We start from the raw sequence: 22,882 nt of genomic DNA, 5'->3' as shown, positions 1-22,882 counted from the left end.
CCGGGCACCGGCGATGTCTGCATGGTCACGTCCGCGTTTCACCCGGCGGGGCCCGGGTACCCGGCAGACTGGCCAGCACCAGCGGGCAGCTCCCCCGAACGAGGCCCACCCCGCGGATGCAGGGCAGGTGTCCACTGGGGAAGGATCAGTGCTGCCAGCAGAGCAGAGAGCAGGAGGAACTCGTGGCCGAGTACTCGCTTCCGGATCTTCCGTACGACTACGGCGCTCTGGCGCCGCACATCGCGCCGGAGATCATGGAGCTGCACCACTCCAAGCACCACAACACCTACGTCACCGCGCTCAACGACACGTTGGAGAAGCTCGCCGCGGCCCGGGAGAAGGGCGACTTCGGCGCCATCGTCGGGCTGGAGAAGACGCTGTCGTTCAACCTGGGTGGCCACATCAACCACTCGATCTTCTGGAAGAACCTCTCCCCCGACGGCGGCGGGAAGCCCACCGGTGAGCTGGCCGCGGCCATCGACGACCAGTTCGGGTCGTTCGACGCGTTCCAGGGGCAGTTCACCGCGGCCGCGACCACGATCCAGGGATCGGGGTGGGCGATCCTGGGCAAGGACCCGATCGCGAACAAGCTGCTGATCTTCCAGCTGTTCGACCAGCAGGCCAACGTCCCGGTCGGGATCACCCCGGTGGTGATGCTCGACATGTGGGAGCACGCGTTCTACCTGCAGTACAAGAACGTCAAGCCCGACTACGTCAAGGCCTGGTGGAACGTCGTCAACTGGGCCGACGCGGGAGAGCGCTTCGGCGCCTGAGCACGCCTGGTCCCGTCGCAGCAAAGCCACTTTCCTGCAAGTTCCTTGCGGCGAAGGTGGCTTTGCTGCGACGTGGGCACCTCAGCGACGGCCGGGCAGCGCACCCGTCGCGCGCAGGAGCAGGTGCATCGCCGTGTCCGTGGAGCGCTCGCGGATGTCCTGGCGCTCGCCGGGCAGCGTCGCCTCCCTCGCCACCACCTGCCCGTCGGCGGTCGTGACGCAGAAGCACACGAACCCGACGGGCTTGGCCTCCGTGCCGCCGCCCGGCCCCGCGACCCCGGTGATCCCCACCCCGACGTCGGCACCGAACCGCTCGCGGGCGCCGTCGGCCAGCGCCCTGGCCACCTCCGGCGACACCGCGCCGTGCGCCTCGATCATGTCGGCAGGCACGCCGAGCAGCGCGGTCTTCGCCTCGTTCGAGTACGCCACGACCCCGCCGGCCACATAGGCGGACGAGCCGGCGCGGTCCACCAGCCGAGACGCCAGCATGCCCCCCGTGCACGACTCGCCCGTCGCGACCGTCCAGCCGCGGTCGAGGAGCGTCCGGGCCAGCAGCTCGTCGCTCGTGGCACCGTCGTCGCTGATCAGCCGGCGGCCGTGGGCCGCGGCGATCGCCGCGTGCAGCGCCTGCGCCGCGTCCTCCGCGCCGGGTGCGGGCCGCAGGTCCACCTCCAGCTCCGAACGGCGCAGGCACGTGATCACCTCGACGCCGCTCGTGTCCAGCTGGGCGAGGGTCTTCGCGATCTCCGACTCCGGGGTGCCGAAGAACCGCAGGTGCAGCGCCTTCGGCGCCGACACGCCGGCCAGGAGCGCCTGCACCGGCGCCGCAGCGACCGCGGACGGCCACATGCCGCGCAGCTCGCGCGGCGGGCCGGGCAGCACCACGACGAGCGGGCCGCCGGGGCGGTCCACCACCAGCCCGGGCGCGGTGCCGGTCGGCGGCAGGACGGTCGCACCGACGGGCACCGTCGCCTGCTTGCGGGTCGCGGCGTCCAGGGCGGGCCCGGCGAACCCGGACCGCTGCGCCCACCCGGCGATGCGCTGCTCGATGTGCGCGCGCATCGCCTCGTCGAGCACCAGGTCGACGCCGGCGAACCCGGCCACGACGGCTGCCGTCAGGTCGTCGGCGGTGGGACCGAGCCCGCCGCTGGTCACCACCAGCGCGCAGCCGGCCGCCGCGAGGAACTCCAGCGCCCGGGCCAGGTCGTCCGGACGGTCCCCGGCCACGACCGTGTGCACCACCTCGAACCCGAGGCCGTCCAGCTCGCGGGCGAGGAACGGCCCGTTCGCGTCCGCGACGGCGCCCGTCACGAGCTCGCTCCCGGTCAGGACGATTCCGGCACGCGGACGGGCGGGGCGTGGTTCCGACACACGGTGAACCTAGTGTGCGTGTCACCGCACCGCTGTCGCCGCTGGTCATCAGCCAACGGGGGGTCTGGTTGTGCCGGTTCGGGGGCGGTCGTAGGGTTCGACAGCCGACCCACTGCCGCCACGACACCGAGGAGCCGCAAGGAATGAACGTCGATCCGCCCGGGTCCGGAGATGCCGACTTCGGCGACATCGGCGAGATCATCCGCTTCGACGTCGTCGACCACGGTGACGGGTTGCGCGTGCTGCACGCCGTCGGCGAGCTGGACACGCTCACGTCCCCGCTGCTGCAGGCGCGGGTGGCCGAGCAGCTGGCCGACGCGCGCTCGCTGGTGATCGACCTCTCCGAGATCACCTTCCTCGGCTCCGCGGGGCTCGCCGTGCTCGTCGGGGCGAAGGACGACGCCGACGCCCGTTCCGTCCGCCTGTGGCTGGTGCCGGGTTCGCGGATCGCGAAGCGGGCGTTGGAGGCCACCGGCCTGCTCGGGCTCTTCCAGGTGGCCGACGACGTGCCGGAGGCGCTGGCCGCCGCCCGCTGAGGTAGCCGAGGAGGCGTCTGGGTGCCTGGTGGCCCCCGCGGTCTTCAACACCGACGTGGCCGAGCATCTCGGTCAGGCGGGTTCGATTCCCGTCCGCCTCCGCCAGCACCCCCTTCGAACACCCGCCGGGTGCCGGCGGACAGTGCAGCCGTCGCCAGGGCCGCTGCCACGACGATCGTCGCCGGCACCGCCCCGACGGCGGACGCGAGCTGGCCGATCGTCGCGTTCGTGACGACCAGCGTGACCGACTGGACCACCCCGAGCAGCGCCTGCATCCGCGACAGGTGCGAGGCCGGTGACCGCGCCACGATCACCGGACCGGCGTGGGCGATGAACAGGGCCAGCCCGAGCCCGTCGACGAGCCCGGCGGCGATCCCCCAGGCCGGCGACGGCGCCAGCGCGAGACCGACGGCCCCGGCGGCCGTCCCGGCCAGCCCGATGCCCGCCAGCAACCCCGCGCGGGGATGCGTGCCGGTGCGCGCGACGACCAACGCCCCGATGAACGCACCGACCCCGACCGCCCCGGCCACCAGGCCCGTCGCGGTCGACGTCCAGCCGGCACCCCTGGCCAGCAACGGCAGCAGCAACGTCTCCAGCGGCAGCACCAGGCCGCCCGCTGCCGCGTAGAGCCCGAACACCCAGCGCAGCGCCGGGTCGGCGGCCGCGATCCGCAGGCCCTCCCGGATCTCGCCGGCCAGCGACGGCGTCGCCCGCGGTGGGACCGGCGCGGTCGGCACGAGCAGCACCACGGCGATGACGGCCACGAACGACAGCGCGTCCAGGCCGAGCACCGCGACCATCCCGCCGGCCGCGACCACCAGACCGCCGGCCGGGTTCCCGGCGAGCATCGCCAGCTGGGCTCCCGCGTTGCGCAGCGCCAGCGCCTTCGGCAGCGCCGTCGCCGGCACGACCAGCGCCGGATACGCGCCCGCGGCCGGGAACGCGAACGACGTCAACGTGCCCGTCGCCGCGGCCAGTGCCACGAGGAACCACAGCGGCGTGCCCAGCCCGGCGGCCACAGCGAGGGCCACCAGCGCGACCGCGGCCATCCCCAGATCCGCGGCCAGCAGCACCGCACGCGGGCCGAACCGGTCCGACACCGCGCCGCCCACCAGCATGAGCACCACCCGCGGCACCGTCACCGCGGCGAGCACCAGCCCGGCCGCGCCGCCCCCGTGCGCCGAGGCGTACCAGCCGAAGGCGAAGTACAGGATCGCGTCGCCGACCTGGGACACCGTCGCCGCTGCCACCCACGCGCGGAACCGCCCCGGAATCACTTGAGCCCCCACGGCTCAACCCTGTCACACCGTACTTGAGTCGAACAGGCTCAATATCCGGTCGGGACGCGACACGACCTGCGGTGTTGCCCGTCCACCGACGTCGCTGTGCCAAGGTGAGCGGATGCACGACGCAGCCGACCTCACCGCGCTCGACGCGGTCGAGCTGGTCACGCGCGTGCACGACGGGCTCAGCTGCGCCGTCGACGTCGCCGAGGCGCACCTGACCCGCATCGCCGCCCGCCCCGGCCCCAGCCCGTTCGTGGCGCACGACCGGGAGCGCGTCATGCTCGAGGCCGCGGCCGTCGACACCCGCCACGACCGCTTCGCCCTGCCGCTGGCCGGCGTGCCGATCGCCGTCGCCGACACCATCGACGTGTCCGGCTGGGCCACCCGCCACGGGCCCGAACCGGCGCGGCGCGACGACGAGCTGGTCCGGCGCCTGCGCGCGGCCGGGGCGGTCGTCGTCGGCAGCACGCGCGCGGAGGCCGACGCCGTCGGGGAGCGCCTGGCCACGCTCGCGGTCGGGACCGACCACGGTGACGGGCTGCGCGTCGGCGCCGCCGAGCGCGGTCTCGTCGCCGCCGTCGCCGGCCTACCGGACCCGGGTCGCACCGGGGTGCTGGCCAGGTCTGCCCGCGATGCCGCGCTGCTCCTCGGCGTCCTGGGGGACGCGCCGCTCGCCGACCCGGGCCACCCGGCGCGGGTGGCGCTGTCGCTGGCCGTGCCGGCCCCGTTCGGCCGGTCCCGGCGACTGCACGCCGACCAGCGCGCCGCCGTCATCGGCGCAGCCGCCCGGCTGCGGGCCTGGCCGGGCGAGGCCGCGATCGTGCTCGCCGACCCGCCGTACCCGATGCGGCGCCGCGCCGCATGGCGCGAGCGGGCGATCGCCTGGCTCGACGCGGGCCGCTTCGACCTCCTGCTCTGCCCCGCCGTCACCGGCCCGCTCCCGGCCGACGCCGGCCCGCTGCGCCGCACCGTGCTCACCCGCGCGTGGAGCGCCGCCGGACTCCCCGCCGTCGTCGCGCCGGTGCTGGTGGACGGCCGCCTCGCCGCCGTCCAGCTCGTCGGGCGACCGGGCGCGGAAGGCGCGTTGCTCGCCGCGGCCGCGGTGCTCGAACGCCGAGCTGTCCCGGCGACGGGCGCCGCAGCCCCCCGCGTCTACGCCTGACGCGGCGCGCGAGTCGCGGTTTCGGTGCGCGCGAGTCGCGGTTCTCGCGTCGGCGAGTCGCGGTTCTCGCGTCGGCGAGTTGCGGCTTGCCGAACTCTTACCCGCCGGGACCATCATGATCGGATGCGGACGAAGGTGCTGCTCGTCGACGACGACCGGGCCATCCGGGATGCACTGACCCGGGCGCTGGAGCTGGCGGGGTACGACGTCGTGCAGGCGGCCGACGGGGTGGAGGCGCTCGACCCGCGGCGGCGGGCCGGCGTGGCCGTCGTCGTCCTGGACGTGATGCTGCCGGGCGTCGACGGTGTCGGGGTCTGCCGGGTTCTGCGCGGCCACGGCGATCGGACGCCGATCCTCATGCTGACCGCCCGCCACGCGACGGAGGACCGGGTGGCCGGCCTCGACGCGGGCGCCGACGACTACCTCGTCAAGCCGTTCGAGGTCGACGAGCTGCTCGCGCGGCTGCGGGCGCTACTGCGCAGGGCCGAGCCGGGCGCCGCGGGCACGCCGCTGACGGTCGGCGAGCTGCGCATCGACCCGGCCGCGCGGCGGGCGTGGCGCGGACCGGCGGAGGTCGAGCTGTCGAAGACGGAGTTCGACCTGCTGGAGCTGCTCGTGCGCAACGTCGGGGTCGTGCTGGAGCACAGCACGATCTACGACCGGATCTGGGGGTACGAGTTCGGTCCCGACTCGAAGAACCTCGCGGTCTACATCGGGTACCTGCGCCGCAAGCTCGGCGACGGGCTGATCCACACCGTGCGCGGTGTGGGCTACACGATCCGCGGCCGATGACGCTGCGCGCGCGGTTCGCCGCCGCCTGCGTCGCCGTCGCGGGGGTGGCGATCGCGGCGGCGCTCGTGCTGAGCTACGCCGCGTTCCGCAGCGTGCTGACCGTCGACACCGAGCAGTCCTTCCGGGCGCTGGTCGATGCCGTTGCCGACCGGGCCCGGCACGCCGAGCTGGGCACCGCCGCCTTCGATGCGCCGCCCGACCACGCCGGCGCCGAGTTCCGGGTGATGACCTCGCGGTTGGTCATCACGCAGGTGCTCGGACCGGGCGGGACGATCGCGGTGCGCGACGCCGGGCGGCCGCTGCTGCCGGTCGATCCGGCGGACGTCGCCGTCGCTGCCGCGTCCGTGCCCGGCGACCAGGCCGAGCACGTCCTCGACGCGGACGGGGAGAGCTACCGGGTGGTCGCCGTGGCGCTGGGCGGCGGCCGGGGCGCGGTGCAGATCGCGCACCGGACGACCGAGGCGGTGCGACTCCTCGGGCACCTCGCGGAGCTCATGCTCGGGGTCGGGGTCGTGCTGTTCGGGCTCGCCGCGCTCGCGGGATGGCGCGTCGCGGACCGGGTCACCCGCCGGCTGCACCGCCTCACGGTCACGGCCGAACGGGTCGCCGCCAGCGGCCGCCTGGACACCCCGGTGCCCCCGGCCGGCCGCGACGAGGTCGGCCGGCTCGGCGCCGCCATCACCACCATGCTCGACGAGCTCGCCCGCGCCCGCGCCGACCAGCGCCGGCTCATCGAGGACGCCGGACACGAACTGCGGACCCCGCTCACCAGCATGCGCACCAACGTCACGGTGTTGCGCCGCTTCGCCGAGCTCACGCCCGACGCGCAGGCGGCACTGCTCGACGACCTCGACAACGAGACCCGCGAGCTCACCCTCCTCGTCGACGAGCTCGTCGGGATCTCGAGCGAGCGCCACACCACCGAACCGGTGCGGCGCGTCCCGCTCGCCGAGCTGGCCGAAGCCGTCGCGGCGCGGGCACGGACCCGCACCGGCCGCACGATCACCGTCGACGCCGAGCCCGTCGTCGTCGAGGGCCGGCCCGGCGCGCTCGATCGGGCCCTCACCAACCTCGTCGACAACGCGGCGAAGTTCGACGACGACGGGTCGCCGATCGAGATCGTCGTCAGCAGCGGGCGGATCGTCGTGCTCGACCGCGGTCCGGGCGTCGCCGACGAGGACCGTGACCGGATCTTCGACCGGTTCTACCGGGCCGACGACGCGCGGTCCCGACCCGGATCCGGGCTCGGACTGGCCATCGTCCGCACCGTCGCGGCCGCGCACGGCGGCACCGTCTTCGTCGAGAGCCGCGCCGGCGGTGGAGCAGCGATCGGCTTCACGCTCTCACCCGACTCTCACCCCGGTCGAGCACCGGTCTCACCGCGACGGCCCACCCTCGGCTCATGACCACAAGCACCGCCCGGGCCGAGGTGGCACTCGCCGTCGCCCGGCTCGCCCCGGCCGCCGTCGTGCTGCTCGCGGCACCGTTGTTGCTCGACGTCGCGTTCGGCGAGCCCGGCGCTCTGGAGGAGCTGCACCGCCGGGCGCCCGACGTCCTGGGCAAGGCCGCGCTCTGCACGCTCGTCGGCTCGTACGCGATCACCCCGATCGCGACCGTCACCGGATGGCGGTGGCACGTCATCCTGCGGCGCGACTACGGGCTCTGGACCTTCGCGATCGCCATGACCGACCTGGTGCTCGCCGCGACCCTCGACGAGCACGGCTGGCGAACCGGCATCGCCGGCACCGCGGGGCAGGCCGCGGGCACGATGGCCACGCTGCTGCTCGTCCCGCTCGCGCTCACGTCCAACCGCTGGTCCATGCGGCTGCTCGGCCGCGACTGGAAACGGCTGCACCTGCTCGTCCTCCCCGTGATGCTGCTGGTCGCACTGCACCTCGTGTTCATCGGGAGCGAGGCCTTCGCCGTCGCTTTCGTGAGTGTCACGAGCGTGCTCTGGGCCCTGCGCCTGCGCCCGGTCCGGCAGTGGGTCACCCGCGCGCGGAAGGTGCGGGCATGATCAGCGCGCGCCGCCGGACCGCCCGCGTCGTGGCCGTCACGCTGACCGTCATCTGCGTGCTGGCCGGTGCCGTGCCCACGGCGACCGAGATCGCGCGGCAGGGTCTGTCGACGTGGGCGAGCACGGAGACCTTCCGCGAAGGCCGCACCGCCGACGACTGACGTCGGAGGGTCCGGAATCCACGACTCGTCGACACCGGAACCGCGACTCGCGCGGGTTACGTGTCGGGCTCCAGGAACGCGTCGAGGAGGCCGGGGACGGCGTCGCGGGCCACGAGCAGGACGCCGTCCTGGTCGGCGTACCTGATGGTGTGGGCGCCCTTCCCGGCCGCGACGGCGGCGGTGGCGGTGAGGAGGCGGGGGCGGCGCTGGAACACCGAGCGCCGGAACTGCCAGGCGATGATCCCGTCGCAGCGGACGGCCGTGGTGGTGCGCACCCCGGAGCCGTGCCGGGCGACGAGGTAGTCGCCGGAGCGGGCGTGGCCGAGGTTCGCGTACTCCAGCGCTGCCCCGAGCACCCCGGCGACGACGAGCACGAGCGCCGCCTCCGGCAGCCACGCGGCGACGACGTCGAGGGCGGCGAGGATGCCGAGCACGACCGCCGGGAGCGCGAACACCGACCACTGCAGCGCGATCGGCCGCAGCGCCGCGACCGGGTGCCGGCGCAGGGGCGCGGCCAGCGGCGACTCCGCGCTGCGCAGCACGGCCGCGGCGACCCGGTGCGCCTCCGCGACGGGCGCGGTGGGCAGCAGCATGTCGTTCTCGCCCTTCTCCTTCCCCTCGGAGTCCTTCTTGGCCCCCAGCCCGGCCGCGACGGCGGCGAGCCGGCCGGCCTTGACCGCGCGCAGCAGGAGCGGTTCGGCCAGCCGGACGCCGCGGATGCGCCGCTCCTCGATGGTGACCGAGCGCTGGGTGATCAGCCCGTAGCTGACGTGCAGGCTGTCGTCGTGACGGGTGAGCCGGAAGCCGCCGTACACCAGCACGTAGAGGACGGGTGAGAGCACCGCGTTGGCCACGAGCAGCACCACCGCGGCGAGGCCCAGGACGAGCAGCACGGAGAACGACGTGACCCAGTCCCACAGGGCCCGCACGGGGGCGGAGGCGAAGACCTCGTCGCCGAGCGCCGTCCGCAGCAGCTGGGCCCCTGCACCGGCCACGACGGCGACGGCGACGAGCCCCATCAGCGACAGCGGCGCGAGCAGCACCCAGCGCGGGTCGAACCGGCTCAGCTCGTCCGCAGGCGGCGGGGTGGGGGCAGCGGCGTCCGCCACGGGCGCCGGCGCGACCGTCCGCCGGGCGAGGAGCACGGTGCGCAGCTCGTCCGCGTCGCGGCGAGCGAGGGACTCGAGCTTCAGCTCGTCGTCGGACTCCCCGCCCTGCCGCCCCGTGCCGACGGCGACGACGGCGAGCCCGGCGATGCGGTGGAGGAGGTCGGCGGTGATGTCGACGGTGCGCAGCCGGTCGCGCGCGACGGCCCGGTGCGTGCGCACGAGGATGCCGCCGCGCAGCTCGACGTGGGTCGCGGTGATGCGGTAGCGGGTGGTGGCCCACGACCAGGCCGAGTGCGCGAACCCGCCGGCGGCGAGCACGAGTCCGATCACGGGCTCGACGAAGCCGACCTTGTCCCACCCGCGGAACGTGATGACGACCAGCCCGGTCAGCAGCAGGGTGCCGAGCGGGCGCAGCGGCGCCACCCAGATGGTGCGCCGGTCGAGCCGCCGCCACCCGTCCTCGGGATCGACGGCGGGCGCCTCGGCCGTGGCGGATTCCGGGGAGCTCATGTGGCGTCGCCCGGGGTGGCCTCCGTGGCGGCCGTGAGCCGTTCGACGAGCTCGGCGGCGGCCTCCTTCTCCAGGCCGTGGATCTTCAGCGAGCCCGCGGTCGACGCGGTGGTGACGGTGACCGTGGAGAGCCCCAGCCACTGCTGCAGCGGCCCGCGCTGGGTGTCGACGGTCTGCACGCGGGACAGCGGCGCCACCCGCCAGTCCTCGAACAGCACCCCGTCCCGCACGTAGACGGCCTGGTCGGTGGCTTCCCAGCGGTGCCGCGCGTAGCGGACCCGCGGCAGCAGCGCGGTGTCGACCGCGGCGATCACGGCGAGCGCCACGACGAGCAGGACCAGCCACACCGGCTGCGTGAACAGCAGGGCCACGACACCCGCGAGCAGCAGCACCCCGTAGACGGCACCGTCCTGCAACCGCCACCACGTGACGGCACGCGGGTGCACCTGGTGGGTCGGCGGGCGCAACCGCACGCGGGCGGGCGGGACGGTCTCGGCGGACGGCAGGCTCACACCCGCAGTCTGCCGCACACCGGCCGCACCTGATCACCGCGTCGAGAACGACGTTGTGGTGATCAACAGGGCTTGTTGATCACCGTAAGTTCGTTCTCGACGCGGCGGGCGGGACCGTCAGGACTTCTGCCACGGCCCGGTGATCGCGAACATGTAGCCGGGCTCCTGGATGTTGGCGAACAGGATGCTGCCGTCCGGCGAGTAGACGGGCCCGGTGAACTCGACGTCCTTGGTCTTGTCCGTGAAGTCGTTGCGGGCCACCGGGAACGTGGCTCCCGCGGGCGTCGCCCCCATGAGGTGCTGCACGCCCTCGCCGTCCTCGGCGATGATCACGCCGCCGTGCGGGGAGATCGAGATGTTGTCCGGGCCGTCGAAGGAGCCGTCGCTGCCGGGCGCGGGGTTGCGGGCGAGCAGCAGCTTGAGCGTCAGCATCGAGGTGGCGGGGTCGTAGAACCACACCTGCCCGTCGTGCGCGACCGGGCTCTCCTCCCGCGCGTAGCTCGCCACGATCCACGCGCCGCCGGCGTCCCACCAGGCGCCTTCGAGCTTGCGGGCACGGGTGGCGTCGGCGTCGCCGAACTGCTGCCGGACGGGCTTGGTGCGGCCGTCCCGGTCGGGCACCGGCACCCACTCGAGCTTGTACTGCGTGCCGACGGCGGTGGCCATCGACAGGTCGGACACGTGCCGCCCCTGCCCGTCGCTGGCCTTCATCACGGCCAGCTCGCCGTCGGTCGGGCCCAGCTTGCGCAGCGCGCCCTTGCCGGCGGAGTAGCCGGCGGGCGGCGTCCAGCGGTAGAGCATGCCGTTGGGCTTGGACGAGTCCTCGGTGAGGTAGATGTGGCCGCGCTGCGGGTCGATGGCGACGGCCTCGTGCTCGAACCGGCCCAGCGCCTTGATCGGCTGCGGGTCGCGGTTGGCGGCGGCGTCGAACGGGTCGACCTCGAAGACGTAGCCGTGGTCCTTCTGGAAGCTGTCCTTGCCGGCGAGCGCGTCGATCTCCTCGCAGGTCAGCCACGTGCCCCACGGCGAGACGCCGCCCGCGCAGTTGGTGGCGGTCCCGGCGACGCCGACGATCTCGCCGGTGCGGTTGCCCTGCGCGTCGGTGCTGACCACGGTGCAGCCGCCGGCGGCGCCCGGGTCGTAGGTGAGTCCGTCGTGGTGGGGGACGGGCAGCTCGGTGCCGAACCCGTCGCGGATCTCGTGGTTGTTGACGAGCACGACGCCGCCGCCGGGACGGGCGAACGCGCCGGTGCCGTCGTGGTTGCGCGGTGTGGGCTCGCCGGAGTCCAGCTTCGTGACACCGGCGTGGGTGACGACGGTGTACCGGAAGTCCTTCGGCAGCGCGAGCATGCCCTTCGGGTCGGCGACGAGCTCGCCGTAGCCGGTGAAGGTCTCCCCCGCCCCGACCGCGCCGGGGGCAGTCGAGGCAGCGGGGGCGCATCCCGCGAGCATCTCGGTGCTGCCGATGAGCAGGACGCCGGCGCCGGCGCCCCGCAGCAGTCCCCGCCGGGACACGTTCATGGATCACTCCCGTTCGCTGGCCGGCGGGCGCGTGTCGCCCGGCCGGGCGCCACGTTCGCCCACCCGGACGACGGGAAGGTGAACGGCGGGCCAACGGCGGCGGGCCTGTGTCCGAGATGACACGTCAGGCCGGTGGTGCCCATTCCCCGGTGACGAGGAACCGCTCGATCGTCTCGCGGTAGGGCTGCAGGTCCATGCCTTGCGCGGCGACCCACTCGTCGTCGAAGTAGCTGTGCCGGTAGCGCTCGCCGCCGTCGCAGATCAGCGTGACGATGCTGCCGCGCACGCCGTCGGCCAGCATCCGCGCGACGAGCTGGTAGACGCCCCACAGGTTGGTGCCGGTGGAGCCGCCGACGAACCGGCCGGTGGTGTCGAGCAGGTGCCGGGCGGCGGCGACGCTCGCGGCGTCGGGCACCGCGATCATCGTGTCGATCACCCACGGCATGAAGCTCGGCTCCATGCGCGGGCGGCCGATCCCCTCGATCCGCGACGGCATGCCGGTGGCGTAGTCGGGGATGCCGGCCGCCCAGCCGGGCGCGTACGCCGAGTTCTCCGGGTCGACGACGGCGAGCCGGGTGCGGTGGCGGCGGTAGCGCAGGTAGCGCCCGATCGTCGCGGACGTGCCGCCGGTGCCGGCGCCCATCACGATCCACTCCGGCACGGGGTGCGGTTCCAGCGCCAGCTGCTCGAAGATCGACTCGGCGATGTTGTTGTTGCCGCGCCAGTCGGTGGCCCGCTCGGCGAAGGTGAACTGGTCCATGTAGTGGCCCCGTTGCGGGCCGCCGCACTCGGCGGCCAGCCGCTGCGCCTCGGTGTACATCTCCAGCGGCTTGTCGACGAAGTGGCACTTCCCGCCGTACCGCTCGACGAGCGCGATCTTCTCCGCGCTGGTCGAGCGCGGCACCACCGTCGTGAACGGCACCCCGATCAGCTGCGCGAAGTAGGCCTCCGACACGGCGGTGGAGCCCGAGCTGGCCTCCACGACGTGGGTGCCCTCGACGATCCAGCCGTTGGCCAGCGCATAGAGGAACAGGGAGCGGGCGAGCCGGTGCTTGAGGCTGCCGGTGGGGTGCACCGACTCGTCCTTGAGGTAGACGTCGATGCCCCACTGCGCGGGCAGCGGCAGGACGTGCAGGTGCGTGTCGGCGGAGCGGTTGGCGTCGGCCTCGACCCGCCGGATCGCCTCGATCACCCAGTCGCGCGACCGCATCGATGGTTCGCTTGCAAGCTCGCTCACGTCAGCACCACCTTCCCGGAACCGGCCCGCACCCGGCCGACGACGGCTGCCGGTGCACCCAGCTCCGCGACCGCCGCGGCGGCCCGCTCCGGTGCCGCGCCGAAGAGCAGCCCGCCGGAGGTCTGGGCGTCCGCGAGCAGCAGCACGTCCAGCTCGCTGCGCTCCCCCGCGTCGACGGCCGCCGCGACCCAGTCACGGTTGCGCCGCGACCCGCCGGGCACCGTGCCGGCCGCCGCCAGCTCGCGCACCCCGTCCAGGAACGGGACGGCGGCCACATCGAGCTCCGCGTCGACGCCCGACGCCGCGGCCATCTTCGTGAGGTGCCCGAGCAGGCCGAAGCCGGTGACGTCGGTGGCTCCGGTGGCACCCGCAGCGCGCGCCGCCGCAGCGGCGGCCGCGTTCGACGCGGTCATGGACGCGATCGCGGCCGCAGCCAGCTCGGGGGTCGCCGTGCCCGCCTTGATCGCGGTGGTGGCGACGCCGACGCCGAGCGCCTTGGTCAACACGAGTGCGTCCCCGTCGCGCAGGCCGGCGTTGGTGAGCAGGTGCGCCGGGTCGACCTCGCCGACGACGGCGAGCCCGTACTTGGGCTCGGGATCGTCGATCGAGTGCCCGCCGACGATCGGGAACCCGCCTTCGCGACCGATCTCCGCCCCACCGGCGAGCACCTCACCGAGCAGCGCGACCGGCAGGTCCACGCTCGGCCACGCGACGAGGTTGAGCGCGAACAGCGGGCGCCCGCCCATCGCGTACACGTCCGAGACGGCGTTCTGCGCGGCGATCCGGCCCCACGTGCGCGCGTCGTCCACGACGGGGGTGAAGAAGTCGGTGGTGGCGACGAGCGCCCGGTCGGGTGCGATGCGCCAGACCGCGGCGTCGTCACCCGTCTCGGTGCCGACGAGCAGGTCGCCGTGGGCCGGCACGGCCACCTGTCCCAGCACGTCCGCCAGCAGGCCAGGGGCGAGTTTGCAGCCGCACCCCGCGCCGTGACTGAACGCTGTGAGGCGACGACCGGACAGTGACGTGGACACGGTCAGGAGCCTACGGTGACCACTCACCGTCGACCGCTTCGACGGGGCCGCCCGCCGAAGGGCAGTGGCCCGGCCCCCGATCGGGGTAAGACACTCCGCCACGTGACGATTACTCCGGCGCAACAGCCAGTCCAGAGCAGTGGTGGCGTACCCACACCCGCCGGCTCGTCCTTCGAGGTCGTTCGACGCGGCTACGACCGCGACCAGGTCGACCGTGCCCTGCGCGAGATGCGCGACCGCGTCGCCGCCGCGGAATCGGCCCGCCAGTCCGCCGAGCAGCACGCCCAGAAGCTCGAGAGCGACCTGCGCGCGGCGCGCAGCCAGGTGGCCACTCCAGAGCCTGCGATGTCCCAGGAGAGCTTCGGCTTCCGCGCGGAGAAGATCCTGCGCCTGGCCGAGCACGAGGCCGCCGACGTGCGCAACCGCGCCGCCAACGAGGCCACCGCGCTGGTCGAGCAGGCCCGCGCCGAGGCGGAGCGGCACCGGCACGAGGTCGAGCAGAAGCTGATCGCCCGCTCCGCAGAGCTCGACCAGGAGGCCGCGCAGCGCAACGTCGCCATCCAGGAGCGCGAACAGCAGGCCGCGGTCACCCTGGCCGCCGCCCGCGAGGACGCCACCCGCATCACCGAGGAGGCCCAGCGCTCGGCCGAGGCGCTCGTCACGGACGCCCGCAACCGCGCCGAGGAGCTGCGCTCCCGGGGTGAGCAGGAGGCCCGCCGCCGCCGCGAGGCCGCCGAGCACGAGCTGCGCCGCATCGGGGGCCTGCACGACGGCGTCCGCTCCGAGATGGCGCGCCTGCACAAGCTGCTGGGCAGCGAGATCGAGAAGGCCTCCCCGATCGTGGCCGAGACGAAGGAGATCAGCTCCGGCACGAGCTGATCCCGCGCACAGCCCGACATCGCGCCGGGCCCGAGGTTCCGACCTCGGGCCCGGCGCGATCTTCGTGTTCGCGGCCGACGCTCCCAAGATGCGCGGAAGCAGCGGGCGTCCTACCGTGGTCGCCGTCGCCGACCCGGGAGAGCACACATGACTTCGGTGCGACCGCCCGCCGACACGGACGGCCAGATCACCCTCACGACCCGCGCCGAGGACGACGGCGTCCGGATCGTCTCGATCGGCGGCGAGGTCGACATGCTCACCTCGCCGCAGCTGCGCACGCTCCTCCTGGACGAGCTGCAGTCGGCCGCCCTGCTCGTGGTGGACATGGAGGGCATCACCTTCCTCGGCACCAGCGGGCTCGCCGTCCTCGTCGAGCTGCGCGACGCGGCGCGCGCCGCGGACGTGCCGCTGCGGTTGGTGTGCACCACCCGTCGGGTGCTGCGACCGTTGACGATCGCCGGTCTCGTGGGCCTGTTCGACGTGCGCGACAGCGTGGAGAGCGCCCGCTCGACCTGACCCACACCCCGATCGGATGTGACCCGCATCACATTCGACTGAAGGTGTGCGGTCAGACCTGCCAAGTGAACGACGTTGAGCTGCACTTTTGCCGTCACCGACCGATCCGGGAGGCGCCACGGCGGTCCCGTGCTGCCCCGACCGTCCATGACGGACGTTTGGCAGGCCATGCCGCCGGGAATGCCGCCGTCGACCGCCCGGCCAAACATCGGGCACGAACGGACGTGAGGTGACGATGAGCGACGTGTCCCGGCTTCCCGGTCCCATGGATCACGCCTGGCAGTGGCAGCGCCTGGGGGCGTGCCGGGGCATGGACAGCGCCGTCTTCTTCCACCCGGACGGCGAGCGCAACCCCTCACGTGCCCGGCGCACCGCGCACGCCAAGGAGATCTGCGGCCGCTGCCCCGTGATGGCCCAGTGCCGCGAGTTCGCCCTGCAGACCCGCGAGCCGTTCGGCGTGTGGGGCGGCCTCGCCGAGGCCGAGCGCAAGACGATCCTGGAGAGCCGCGGGATCGCGATCGCGAGCTAGGAGCGCGCTGAAAAGCTCCGGCCGTAGCGAGCTTTTCAGCACCCTCCTAGGGGTCAGGCCGTCTCGTCGAACGTCCAGGACGTCGTCCCGGCACCGGCGAGCCGATCGGGGATCTCGGCCAGGACCGGCACCTGGTCGATGTGCTGCACGCCGGGCGGTAGCGCGCCCTCCTCGAGGAGGCGCATCACCTCCACCGCGACGCGGGCGGTCATGCGGCTCTGGTTGTGCCCGCTCATGCCGCAGGCCACGCGTCGGCGCCCGCGGCGGGCGTCGACGCGGACGGCGAACGCATCGGTTCCACCGAGGTGCGCGCCGTGGAGCACGCCGGTCAGCAGCTCCTCCCCCCGTCGTTGCCGGGCGAGCCGGAACACGCCCAGCTTCCGGGCTCCGAACAGGGCGGCCCCCAGCGCCTCGCTCTCCAGGCAGAGCCGGGTCGTCACCCGGTCCACGCCCAGGGTGCGCCGCAGCGTGTGCTGATCGGAGAAGGGGAACGGGTACGCCGTCCGCCGCCCGATCCCCGGTAGACCCACCTTGATCCGCGCGGTCCCGGACGCCGGCGCGGCGAGGCCGCGGACCGTCCACCGCACTGCTTCCCGGCCGTGCCGCTCGCCGGCGCCGAGCATGATCGCGATGTCCACGTACTCGGCCCCGCCCAACCGCTCGCTCGCCCGTCTCGCGAGCAGGTTCGTGATCCCCGGGGCGAGACCGACGCTGAGGATCACCGTCGCCGACCCGGCGTCCACCGCCTCGATCAGCGCCAACCTCTCGTCCGACGCGCCGAGGTCGACGACGTGCACGCCGCGGCCGACACAAGCCGACACGGCGTCGGCACCGGCCGGCTCGACGCACATCACCACCACGGCGATGCGCTCGCGGTCCAGCAGGCGACCGAAGCCGGCGACGTCTGCCACGTCCACGCGCAGTGCTCCTGCGACGCCGGGGGCCGGTCGGGCTCGCCGTGGATCGCGGCCGCCGACCCACACCCGGCCCGGGTACAGGCGTCCGAGCTCGGCGGCGACCGACGAGCCGACCGCACCGTAACCGCCGACGACGAGGATCCGGGACGCGTTCATCACTCCACCTTCATACTGAGCGATGCTCTGGCCGAACGGCGCGGGCGGAGCAGAGCAGAGAGGGCGTCCGGCGCCCATCGCCACCACTCCTCGGGCAGCCAGCCGCGATCCCCGACGAAGTGGAGGTACATCTCGGGCGCGAGCATCCCCGTCGCGACGTCGCCGGTCGAGTGTCGCCACCTGATCGGCGTGCCCGGCGACAGCCAGGTCGATGAGAGCGTCTGCACGGCAACGCCGGCCCGGCCGGCGATCGCCGCGTAGCCGTTGCGCACGAACAGCTCCCCCCGCGGCGGCAGCGCGCACGCGCGCACCCCTGTCCGCCGTCCGCTCCTCGACCAGAGCTCGAACCCGGCGAGATCTCGCTGGACGCGGCTACAGCCGAGCTCCTACCGGCGGTCGGCGCGCTCCCCGTCCACCACGGCGAGCTCGAGGCAGCGGTAGGAGAGCAGCGGCAGGCCGTAGACCTGCGCGATGCGCCGGGCGGCACGGGTGACCGTGCTCCCGGCGGAGTCGCCGCCGACGGTCGCCGGTGCGAGGCAGTACACGCCGGGTTCGGGGTCGAACCCGACGAGCTCGCTCAGTGCGGCGACGATGTCGGGCTCCGCCTCCCCGCCGAACGTGGGGGGCAGCCCGAGGCGGTGGGCGCGCACGTCCGGCAGGCCCAGCGCGGCGACCGCGCGGTCCAGCTCCTCGCCGGGATCCACGTCGTCGTCCTGATCGTCATCGTCCGGATCGTCATCGCCGAGATCGTCGTCGAACGTGTCGTCGAGGTCGGCGAGCTCCGTGACCGCCTGGTCGACGCCGGCGACGGGGAGGGCCACCACTCCGCCGCCGTGCCGGTCCTCGTCGGCGACGAACAGGACGTCGCTCTCGTCGAACGACTCGAGGATCCTCGCGAGGTCGGACCGCGGGCGCAGCAGCTCGGTGGCGCTCACGACGACCGCGACGACCCGACGACCCGCCACCGGCTCGAGCCGTGCGGCGGAGTCGCCGACGGAGGCGGTGTGCACCGGAGCACACCCCTCAGGTAGCGCGACCATCCCGACCCTGTCTTCCCCTGCACGCCGGCGTCGCCGTCCACGACATCCGCACCTGCGGCGGAGTCAACTCCACACGAAGCCTCCGACGACGTAATGGCCCGATGAATTACGCCCAGCGGCAGGCGCGGATCCGCGAGCGGAAGCCAGATGTGTGTGCGGTCACATATTCTGCAGGGGCCGATCGGCGGGTTGCGCGGCCAGCGGTCGTCCGCGGCGGCTCCGGGCGGGAACGGTAGGGTGATTCCGGTGCTCCACCCGGTCCAGCCGGCGTCGCTGCTGATGTCGCTGCTGATCACGACCGGTCGGACGCCGCACCGTCGCCAGAGAGGGAGGGCCCGGAAGCGTGACCGAGCCGGACGATTCTCCGACCGTGGCCGATCCGGCCGACGGGACGTCCACAGTGGAGGTCCGCACCGCCGCCAGCGCTGCGCTGATCCCGACCATCCGGGCCGTCGCCTCCGATCTGGCCGCGCGCGCCGACTTCGACCTCGACGCCATCTCCGACCTCCGCATGGCGGTCGACGAGGCGTGCGCCACCCTCGTCGACCTCGCCGCCCCGACGAGCTCGCTCACCTGCATCTTCCGCGTGCAGGCCGAGCGGATCGAGGTGAACGCCCAGGTCGAGGCGGCGCAGAACGGCATCGCCGTCTCCACCGACACGTTCGGCTGGCGCGTCCTGCAGACCCTCGCCGACCACGTCGAGGCCCAGCGCAGCGAGGGGAACGGCGGTTCGGCAGTCCTCGGGATCCGGCTCGACAAGCGGGCGGGCGACCTGTCGCGGTGACGAGCTCGGACGAGGAGTACGGGCACCTGGCGCCCCTGCTCGAGCAGTACTCGTCGCTCGACGAGAACGACCCGGCCCGGGAGGTTCTGCGGGAACAGCTGGTCACGGGGTACCTGCCGGTGGCCCAGCACATCGCCCGCCGGTTCGCCAACCGCGGAGAGCCCATCGACGACCTCGTGCAGGTCGCGACCGTCGGGCTGATCCACGCGATCGACCGGTTCACCCCCGATCGGGGTGCCGACTTCTTCTCCTTCGCCGTGCCCACGATCAGCGGCGAGGTGCGCCGGCACTTCCGCGACCTCGGCTGGTCGATGCGGGTGCCCCGGCGGCTCAAGGACCTGCACGTGTCGATCAACGCGGCGGTGTCGCAGCTGTCGCAGGACCTCGGCAGGGCCCCGAAGCCGTCGGAGATCGCGCAGCACCTCGACATCCCGGTCGCGGACGTGCTGGAAGGGCTGGAGGCGTCGGAGGCCTACCGCAGCTCGTCCCTGGACGAGATGCTCTCCTCCGAGCAGGGCACCGCCACCGTCGGCGAGCTCGTCGGCGAGGCCGACGCCGCGCTGGACCGCGTCGAGTTCCGGCAGACCCTGCGGCCGCTCCTCGCCGAGCTGGCCGAGCGCGAGCGCACCATCGTCATGCTGCGGTTCTTCGGCAACCTCACCCAGACGCAGATCGCCGACAAGGTCGGCATCTCGCAGATGCACGTGTCCCGGTTGCTCTCCCAGACGTTGGACCGGCTGCGGGAACGGCTGGATCCCGAGACGCGCAGCGGCTGACCAGACGGGGGACGACATGACCGCACAACCCGAGCACGTCCTCGTCGTCGGCGCCGGGCTCGGCGGGCTGCGCACCGTGGAGCAGCTGCGCGCCGCGGGCTACCAGGGCCGGATCAGCCTGGCCGGGGCCGAGGTGCACCCGCCGTACGACCGGCCACCGCTGTCGAAGCAGCTGCTCACCGGTGACTGGACGGCCGAGCGGGTGGTGCTGCGCACCGAGGACGGGCTCGACGAGCTCGGCGTGCGCACGCACCTGGGGCTGCGCGCGGTCGCGCTGCGGCCGGGCGAGGTGGAGCTGTCGGACGGGGCGTCGCTCTACGCCGACGCCATCGTCGTCGCGACCGGGCTGGTCGCGCGCACCCTGCCCGGCCAGCCCGCGCAGGTGCACACGCTGCGCACGCTCGACGACGCGCTGGCCCTGCGCACCGACCTGGAGAAGGCGGCGTCGGCGCTGGTCGTCGGGGCCGGGTTCATCGGCGCCGAGGTGGCGAGCGCGGCGCGTGGACGCGGCGTCGACGTCACGGTGCTGGAGGCGGCGGCCGCGCCGGCCGAGCGGGCACTGGGCGCCGAGGTCGCCGCGGTCGCCGCGCGGCTGTTCGCCGAGGCCGGGGTGGACCTGCGCACCGGCGTGTCGATCACCGGCTTCACCGATCCGGGCGAGGCCGGCGTCGCCGTCGAGCTCGCCGGTGGCGAGCAGGTGCGCGGCGACCTCGGCGTCGTCGGGATCGGCGGGCGGCCCGACCTGGACTGGCTCGCCGACACCGGTGTCGACACCACTGCCGGGCTGCCGTGCACCGCCACCGGCCGCGTCGAAGGGCTGGACGGGGTGTGGGCCGTCGGCGACGTCGCCTCGTGGACCGACCGCGAGGGGCGACGACACCGGCACGAGCACTGGACGTCGGCCGGCGACCAGGCGGCCGTCGTGGCCAGGGACATCCTCGGTGCGGAGCTGCCGCCCCCTGCCGTGCCCTACTTCTGGTCGGATCAGTTCGGCCTGAAGATCCAGCTCATCGGCCGGCCGGAGCTCGCCGACTCCGTCGTCCCGCTGCACGGGTCCGGGTTCGACGGTGGCCCCGTCCGCGGCACCGTCGCGGGCTACCTGGCGGGCGACCGGCTCGTCGCGGTGGCGGGGTTCGGCGCCGCGCGGTTCATCGCGCGCTACCGCCCGCTCGTCGCGGAGGGGGCGGACCGGGCGGCCCTGGAACACACGCGCGCGGCCCTCAGCTGACCCGATCGCCGCGTCGAGAACGACGTTGTGGTGATCAACAGGGCTATTTGATCACCACAACGTCGTTCTCGACGGAGCGCTCAGCGGAACAGCTTGCGCAGGATCGCCAGCGCCAGGATCGCGCCGATCGCGATCAGGCCGTACTTGATCTTCGGGTCCTCGAACTTCGCGAGGACGGCCTGCTTGCCGTTGTCCGCGAGGCGGCGGGGGCTGGCCTTCTCGCCCAGCACGTCGAGGGTCTCGGCGAGCGCGTCACGGGCGCTCTCGATCTCTCGCTGGATGGTGTCCGGGTCGCGCGCCACGACGTCTCTCCTCTGGGTGGTACCGGTAGTGCGTAGCGCACACCGTAGAGGGTGAGGGCGCCCCTGTCGGTGCAGGATGCCACGATCTGGCGATGACCACCCGCCTTCAGCCGGGCGACACCGCCCCCTCGTTCACCCTCCTCGACGCCGACGAGAAGGAGGTCTCGCTCGCCGACTACCGCGGCCGCCGCGTGGTCGTCTACTTCTACCCGGCCGCGTCCACGCCGGGCTGCACGAAGCAGGCGTGCGACTTCCGCGACAACCTCGCCGAGCTGAACGACGCCGGCCTCGACGTCGTCGGGATCTCGCCGGACAAGCCGGCCAAGCTCGCGAAGTTCCGCGACAAGGAGGGCCTGACCTTCCCGCTGCTGTCCGACCCCGACCGCGCGACGCTCGAGGCGTACGGCGCGTTCGGCGAGAAGAAGATGTACGGCAAGACCGTCACCGGCGTGATCCGCTCCACCTTCGTGATCGACGCCGAGGGGAAGGTCGAGGAGGCGCAGTACAACGTGCGCGCCACCGGGCACGTCGCGAAGCTGCGCAAGGACCTCGCGGTCTGACCGATAGGCTGGGGCCGACGCCGGCGTACCCCAACAGGCAGAGGGACGGGTTTTAGGTACCCGACAGTGCGGGTTCGACTCCCGCCGCCGGCACCCCTACTCGGCCACCACGGGCTCCGGGCGGCGTGCCGCCAGCACCGCGCCGGTGACACCCACCAGCGCGCCGGCCACCGACACCGCGAGCAGCGCCGGCGGCGGGTTGCCGCCGAGCGCGGCGTCGCCGAGCACGACGACCGCGACCGTGCCCGGCAGCACGCCGACCAGGGTGCCGACGAGGAACGGCAGGAACCGCACCCCCGACAGCGCCGACGCGTAGTTGACCACCGAGAACGGCAGCATCGGGATCAGCCGCAGCGACACCATCGCGAGCAGGCCGCGGCGCTCCACGCGCTCGCCCACCCAGGCAACGGCGGCGCGCGGGGCGTGCCGCTCGACGAACCCCGCACCGGCGGCGCGGACCAGCCAGAACGCCGCGGCCGCCGACACCATGGTGGCGGTGACGGTGAGCAGCAGGCCGGCGGTGGAGCCGAACAGCACCCCGGCGGCCACCGTGAAGATCGTGCGCGGGAACGGGCTGACCGTGACCAGGCTGTGCACGCCGAGGAACAGCAGCGGCGCCCACATGCCGGCCGCCGCGACCGTCGCGCGGATGTCGGCGGCCCCGCCGAGCCGCCACGCGAGCAGCGCGCCGACGCCGACGAGCGCCGTCAGCGCCACGCCGGCGAGCACCCGCCCCCACGTCGTCACCCGCTCGACGTTACCGGGCGCACTAACGTGCCCCTGTGACCCCCTCTCTCGATCCCGACGGGCTGGCCGTGCGGCGCGAGGTGCTCGGCGCCGAGCACGTCGACGCGGCGCTGGCCGCAGCCGACGACGTCACCACCGACTTCCAGGAGCTGATCACCCGCTACGCGTGGGGCGCCATCTGGACGCGGCCGGGCCTGGACCGCCGCATGCGCAGCGCCGTGACGCTCACCGCGCTCGTCGCGCACGGGCATTGGGCGGAGCTGGAGCTGCACCTGCGCGCAGCCCTGCGCAACGGGCTGACCAGGGAGGAGATCGTCGAGGTGCTGCTGCAGTCGGCGATCTACTGCGGGGTGCCCGCGGCCAACTCGGCTTTTCGCGTGGCGCGGGCGGTGCTCGCCGAGGAATGACCTCACACAGCGCGGGGCCGCTT

General features: G+C 73.8%; 26 protein-coding genes, 2 tRNA genes and 1 pseudogene. 17 read left to right on the top strand and 12 right to left on the bottom strand.

Translation table 11 applies throughout. From position 1 onward, the window contains the following. Window positions 1-182: 182 nt before the first annotated feature. Window positions 183-773: a superoxide dismutase gene (locus tag ACQEVB_RS17095; RefSeq protein WP_432971926.1), complete on the top strand. Its 591-nt coding sequence runs from the start codon at window positions 183-185 to the stop codon at window positions 771-773. Window positions 774-854: 81 nt separating this feature from the next. On the opposite strand, the gene ACQEVB_RS17090 is transcribed toward ACQEVB_RS17095, so the two are convergent. After that, a complete protein-coding gene (locus ACQEVB_RS17090) occupies window positions 855-2,144 on the bottom strand; it encodes a competence/damage-inducible protein A (protein ID WP_432971923.1) in 1,290 nt (429 codons plus the stop codon). Window positions 2,145-2,287: 143 nt separating this feature from the next. Between ACQEVB_RS17090 and ACQEVB_RS17085 the strand changes: the two genes are divergently transcribed. Together ACQEVB_RS17085 and ACQEVB_RS17080 are read left to right on the top strand one after the other, a co-directional pair. Further along, on the top strand, window positions 2,288-2,680 hold the full coding sequence (locus tag ACQEVB_RS17085) for an STAS domain-containing protein (RefSeq protein ID WP_432971920.1): 393 nt from the start codon (window positions 2,288-2,290) through the stop codon (window positions 2,678-2,680). A 9-nt stretch (window positions 2,681-2,689) separates the two neighbouring features. Next, window positions 2,690-2,785: transfer RNA gene (locus ACQEVB_RS17080), tRNA-Sec, on the top strand. A 92-nt stretch (window positions 2,786-2,877) separates the two neighbouring features. On the opposite strand, the pseudogene ACQEVB_RS17075 reads toward ACQEVB_RS17080, so the two are convergent. After that, window positions 2,878-3,915 (bottom strand): annotated as a pseudogene (locus ACQEVB_RS17075) (MFS transporter); the annotation flags it as partial. A gap of 166 nt (window positions 3,916-4,081) precedes the next feature. Between ACQEVB_RS17075 and ACQEVB_RS17070 the strand changes: the two are divergent. The 5 genes from ACQEVB_RS17070 to ACQEVB_RS17050 all read left to right on the top strand — a co-directional run bounded on the left by ACQEVB_RS17070 (window position 4,082) and on the right by ACQEVB_RS17050 (window position 8,098). After that, on the top strand, window positions 4,082-5,128 hold the full coding sequence (locus ACQEVB_RS17070) for an amidase family protein (RefSeq protein ID WP_432971917.1): 1,047 nt from the start codon (window positions 4,082-4,084) through the stop codon (window positions 5,126-5,128). 123 nt (window positions 5,129-5,251) lie between these two features. After that, on the top strand, window positions 5,252-5,920 hold the full coding sequence (locus ACQEVB_RS17065) for a response regulator transcription factor (protein ID WP_432971914.1): 669 nt from the start codon (window positions 5,252-5,254) through the stop codon (window positions 5,918-5,920). Beyond that, a complete protein-coding gene (locus tag ACQEVB_RS17060; protein ID WP_432971911.1) occupies window positions 5,917-7,326 on the top strand; it encodes a HAMP domain-containing sensor histidine kinase in 1,410 nt (469 codons plus the stop codon). Before ACQEVB_RS17065 ends, ACQEVB_RS17060 begins: the two co-directional genes overlap by 4 nt. Next, entirely contained in the window at window positions 7,323-7,937 is a 615-nt protein-coding gene (locus ACQEVB_RS17055) for a ferric reductase-like transmembrane domain-containing protein (protein WP_432971908.1), read from the top strand. The genes ACQEVB_RS17060 and ACQEVB_RS17055 overlap by 4 nt, the downstream gene beginning before the upstream one ends. Beyond that, window positions 7,934-8,098 carry a hypothetical protein gene (locus ACQEVB_RS17050; protein ID WP_432971905.1) on the top strand — a complete coding sequence of 55 codons (165 nt, stop codon included), beginning with the start codon at window positions 7,934-7,936 and terminating at the stop codon, window positions 8,096-8,098. Before ACQEVB_RS17055 ends, ACQEVB_RS17050 begins: the two co-directional genes overlap by 4 nt. Window positions 8,099-8,154: 56 nt before the next feature. Here the strand turns inward: ACQEVB_RS17050 and ACQEVB_RS17045 are convergent, their stop codons facing one another. From ACQEVB_RS17045 to selD, 5 genes are all read right to left on the bottom strand, one after another. Then, entirely contained in the window at window positions 8,155-9,717 is a 1,563-nt protein-coding gene (locus tag ACQEVB_RS17045; protein ID WP_432971902.1) for a PH domain-containing protein, read from the bottom strand. Beyond that, window positions 9,714-10,229 carry a PH domain-containing protein gene (locus ACQEVB_RS17040; protein WP_432971899.1) on the bottom strand — a complete coding sequence of 172 codons (516 nt, stop codon included), beginning with the start codon at window positions 10,227-10,229 and terminating at the stop codon, window positions 9,714-9,716. The genes ACQEVB_RS17045 and ACQEVB_RS17040 overlap by 4 nt, the downstream gene beginning before the upstream one ends. 117 nt (window positions 10,230-10,346) lie before the next feature. Further along, a complete protein-coding gene (locus ACQEVB_RS17035; protein WP_432971896.1) occupies window positions 10,347-11,750 on the bottom strand; it encodes an alkaline phosphatase PhoX in 1,404 nt (467 codons plus the stop codon). Between the two features lie 124 nt (window positions 11,751-11,874). Beyond that, window positions 11,875-12,960 carry a PLP-dependent cysteine synthase family protein gene (locus ACQEVB_RS17030; protein ID WP_432980414.1) on the bottom strand — a complete coding sequence of 362 codons (1,086 nt, stop codon included), beginning with the start codon at window positions 12,958-12,960 and terminating at the stop codon, window positions 11,875-11,877. A 23-nt stretch (window positions 12,961-12,983) separates the two neighbouring features. Next, window positions 12,984-14,006, bottom strand: a complete 1,023-nt coding sequence (gene selD / locus ACQEVB_RS17025; protein WP_432980411.1) for a selenide, water dikinase SelD — start codon at window positions 14,004-14,006, stop codon at window positions 12,984-12,986. Between the two features lie 114 nt (window positions 14,007-14,120). Between selD and ACQEVB_RS17020 the strand changes: the two genes are divergently transcribed. The 3 genes from ACQEVB_RS17020 to ACQEVB_RS17010 all read left to right on the top strand — a co-directional run bounded on the left by ACQEVB_RS17020 (window position 14,121) and on the right by ACQEVB_RS17010 (window position 15,942). Next, window positions 14,121-14,897: a DivIVA domain-containing protein gene (locus tag ACQEVB_RS17020; protein ID WP_432971893.1), complete on the top strand. Its 777-nt coding sequence runs from the start codon at window positions 14,121-14,123 to the stop codon at window positions 14,895-14,897. A 147-nt stretch (window positions 14,898-15,044) separates the two neighbouring features. After that, window positions 15,045-15,413 (top strand): STAS domain-containing protein, encoded by a 369-nt coding sequence (locus ACQEVB_RS17015; protein WP_432971890.1) that lies wholly within the window; start codon window positions 15,045-15,047, stop codon window positions 15,411-15,413. Window positions 15,414-15,648: 235 nt separating this feature from the next. Beyond that, the gene (locus ACQEVB_RS17010) at window positions 15,649-15,942 is read left to right on the top strand and encodes a WhiB family transcriptional regulator (protein WP_432971887.1); all 294 of its coding nucleotides are present in this window, start codon (window positions 15,649-15,651) and stop codon (window positions 15,940-15,942) included. A 53-nt stretch (window positions 15,943-15,995) separates the two neighbouring features. Here the strand turns inward: ACQEVB_RS17010 and ACQEVB_RS17005 are convergent, their stop codons facing one another. The 3 genes from ACQEVB_RS17005 to ACQEVB_RS16995 all read right to left on the bottom strand — a co-directional run bounded on the left by ACQEVB_RS17005 (window position 15,996) and on the right by ACQEVB_RS16995 (window position 18,025). Continuing rightward, on the bottom strand, window positions 15,996-17,015 hold the full coding sequence (locus ACQEVB_RS17005; RefSeq protein WP_432971884.1) for a saccharopine dehydrogenase NADP-binding domain-containing protein: 1,020 nt from the start codon (window positions 17,013-17,015) through the stop codon (window positions 15,996-15,998). Then, complete coding sequence (locus tag ACQEVB_RS17000; protein ID WP_432971881.1) at window positions 17,015-17,287, bottom strand: hypothetical protein; 273 nt, start codon at window positions 17,285-17,287, stop codon at window positions 17,015-17,017. Before ACQEVB_RS17000 ends, ACQEVB_RS17005 begins: the two co-directional genes overlap by 1 nt. Before the next feature lie 114 nt (window positions 17,288-17,401). Continuing rightward, window positions 17,402-18,025, bottom strand: coding sequence for a hypothetical protein (locus ACQEVB_RS16995; RefSeq protein ID WP_432971879.1), 624 nt, complete (start codon window positions 18,023-18,025; stop codon window positions 17,402-17,404). A gap of 373 nt (window positions 18,026-18,398) precedes the next feature. On the opposite strand from ACQEVB_RS16995, the gene ACQEVB_RS16990 reads away from it, so the two are divergent. Genes ACQEVB_RS16990 through ACQEVB_RS16980 form a run of 3 tightly spaced genes read left to right on the top strand, consistent with a single transcriptional unit; the run spans window position 18,399 to window position 20,843 of the window. Beyond that, window positions 18,399-18,839: an ATP-binding protein gene (locus tag ACQEVB_RS16990; RefSeq protein ID WP_432971877.1), complete on the top strand. Its 441-nt coding sequence runs from the start codon at window positions 18,399-18,401 to the stop codon at window positions 18,837-18,839. Further along, window positions 18,836-19,615, top strand: a complete 780-nt coding sequence (locus ACQEVB_RS16985; RefSeq protein ID WP_432971874.1) for a SigB/SigF/SigG family RNA polymerase sigma factor — start codon at window positions 18,836-18,838, stop codon at window positions 19,613-19,615. Before ACQEVB_RS16990 ends, ACQEVB_RS16985 begins: the two co-directional genes overlap by 4 nt. A 16-nt stretch (window positions 19,616-19,631) precedes the next feature. Continuing rightward, the gene (locus ACQEVB_RS16980) at window positions 19,632-20,843 is read left to right on the top strand and encodes an NAD(P)/FAD-dependent oxidoreductase (RefSeq protein WP_432971871.1); all 1,212 of its coding nucleotides are present in this window, start codon (window positions 19,632-19,634) and stop codon (window positions 20,841-20,843) included. Window positions 20,844-20,923: 80 nt separating this feature from the next. On the opposite strand, the gene ACQEVB_RS16975 is transcribed toward ACQEVB_RS16980, so the two are convergent. Further along, window positions 20,924-21,145: a DUF3618 domain-containing protein gene (locus ACQEVB_RS16975; RefSeq protein ID WP_432971868.1), complete on the bottom strand. Its 222-nt coding sequence runs from the start codon at window positions 21,143-21,145 to the stop codon at window positions 20,924-20,926. Between the two features lie 92 nt (window positions 21,146-21,237). Between ACQEVB_RS16975 and bcp the strand changes: the two genes are divergently transcribed. After that, window positions 21,238-21,705 carry a thioredoxin-dependent thiol peroxidase gene (gene bcp / locus ACQEVB_RS16970; protein WP_432971865.1) on the top strand — a complete coding sequence of 156 codons (468 nt, stop codon included), beginning with the start codon at window positions 21,238-21,240 and terminating at the stop codon, window positions 21,703-21,705. 19 nt (window positions 21,706-21,724) lie between these two features. After that, window positions 21,725-21,798 (top strand) — tRNA-Leu (locus ACQEVB_RS16965). Window positions 21,799-21,801: 3 nt separating this feature from the next. On the opposite strand, the gene ACQEVB_RS16960 is transcribed toward ACQEVB_RS16965, so the two are convergent. Next, window positions 21,802-22,452: a TVP38/TMEM64 family protein gene (locus ACQEVB_RS16960; RefSeq protein ID WP_432971862.1), complete on the bottom strand. Its 651-nt coding sequence runs from the start codon at window positions 22,450-22,452 to the stop codon at window positions 21,802-21,804. A gap of 35 nt (window positions 22,453-22,487) precedes the next feature. Between ACQEVB_RS16960 and pcaC the strand changes: the two genes are divergently transcribed. Beyond that, window positions 22,488-22,859, top strand: a complete 372-nt coding sequence (gene pcaC, locus ACQEVB_RS16955) for a 4-carboxymuconolactone decarboxylase (protein ID WP_432971859.1) — start codon at window positions 22,488-22,490, stop codon at window positions 22,857-22,859. Window positions 22,860-22,882 lie beyond the last annotated feature (23 nt).

Source organism: Pseudonocardia sp. CA-107938, assembly GCF_050936315.1.
Taxonomy (GTDB): domain Bacteria; phylum Actinomycetota; class Actinomycetes; order Mycobacteriales; family Pseudonocardiaceae; genus Pseudonocardia.
This window is presented reverse-complemented; position numbering and strand designations above follow the sequence as displayed.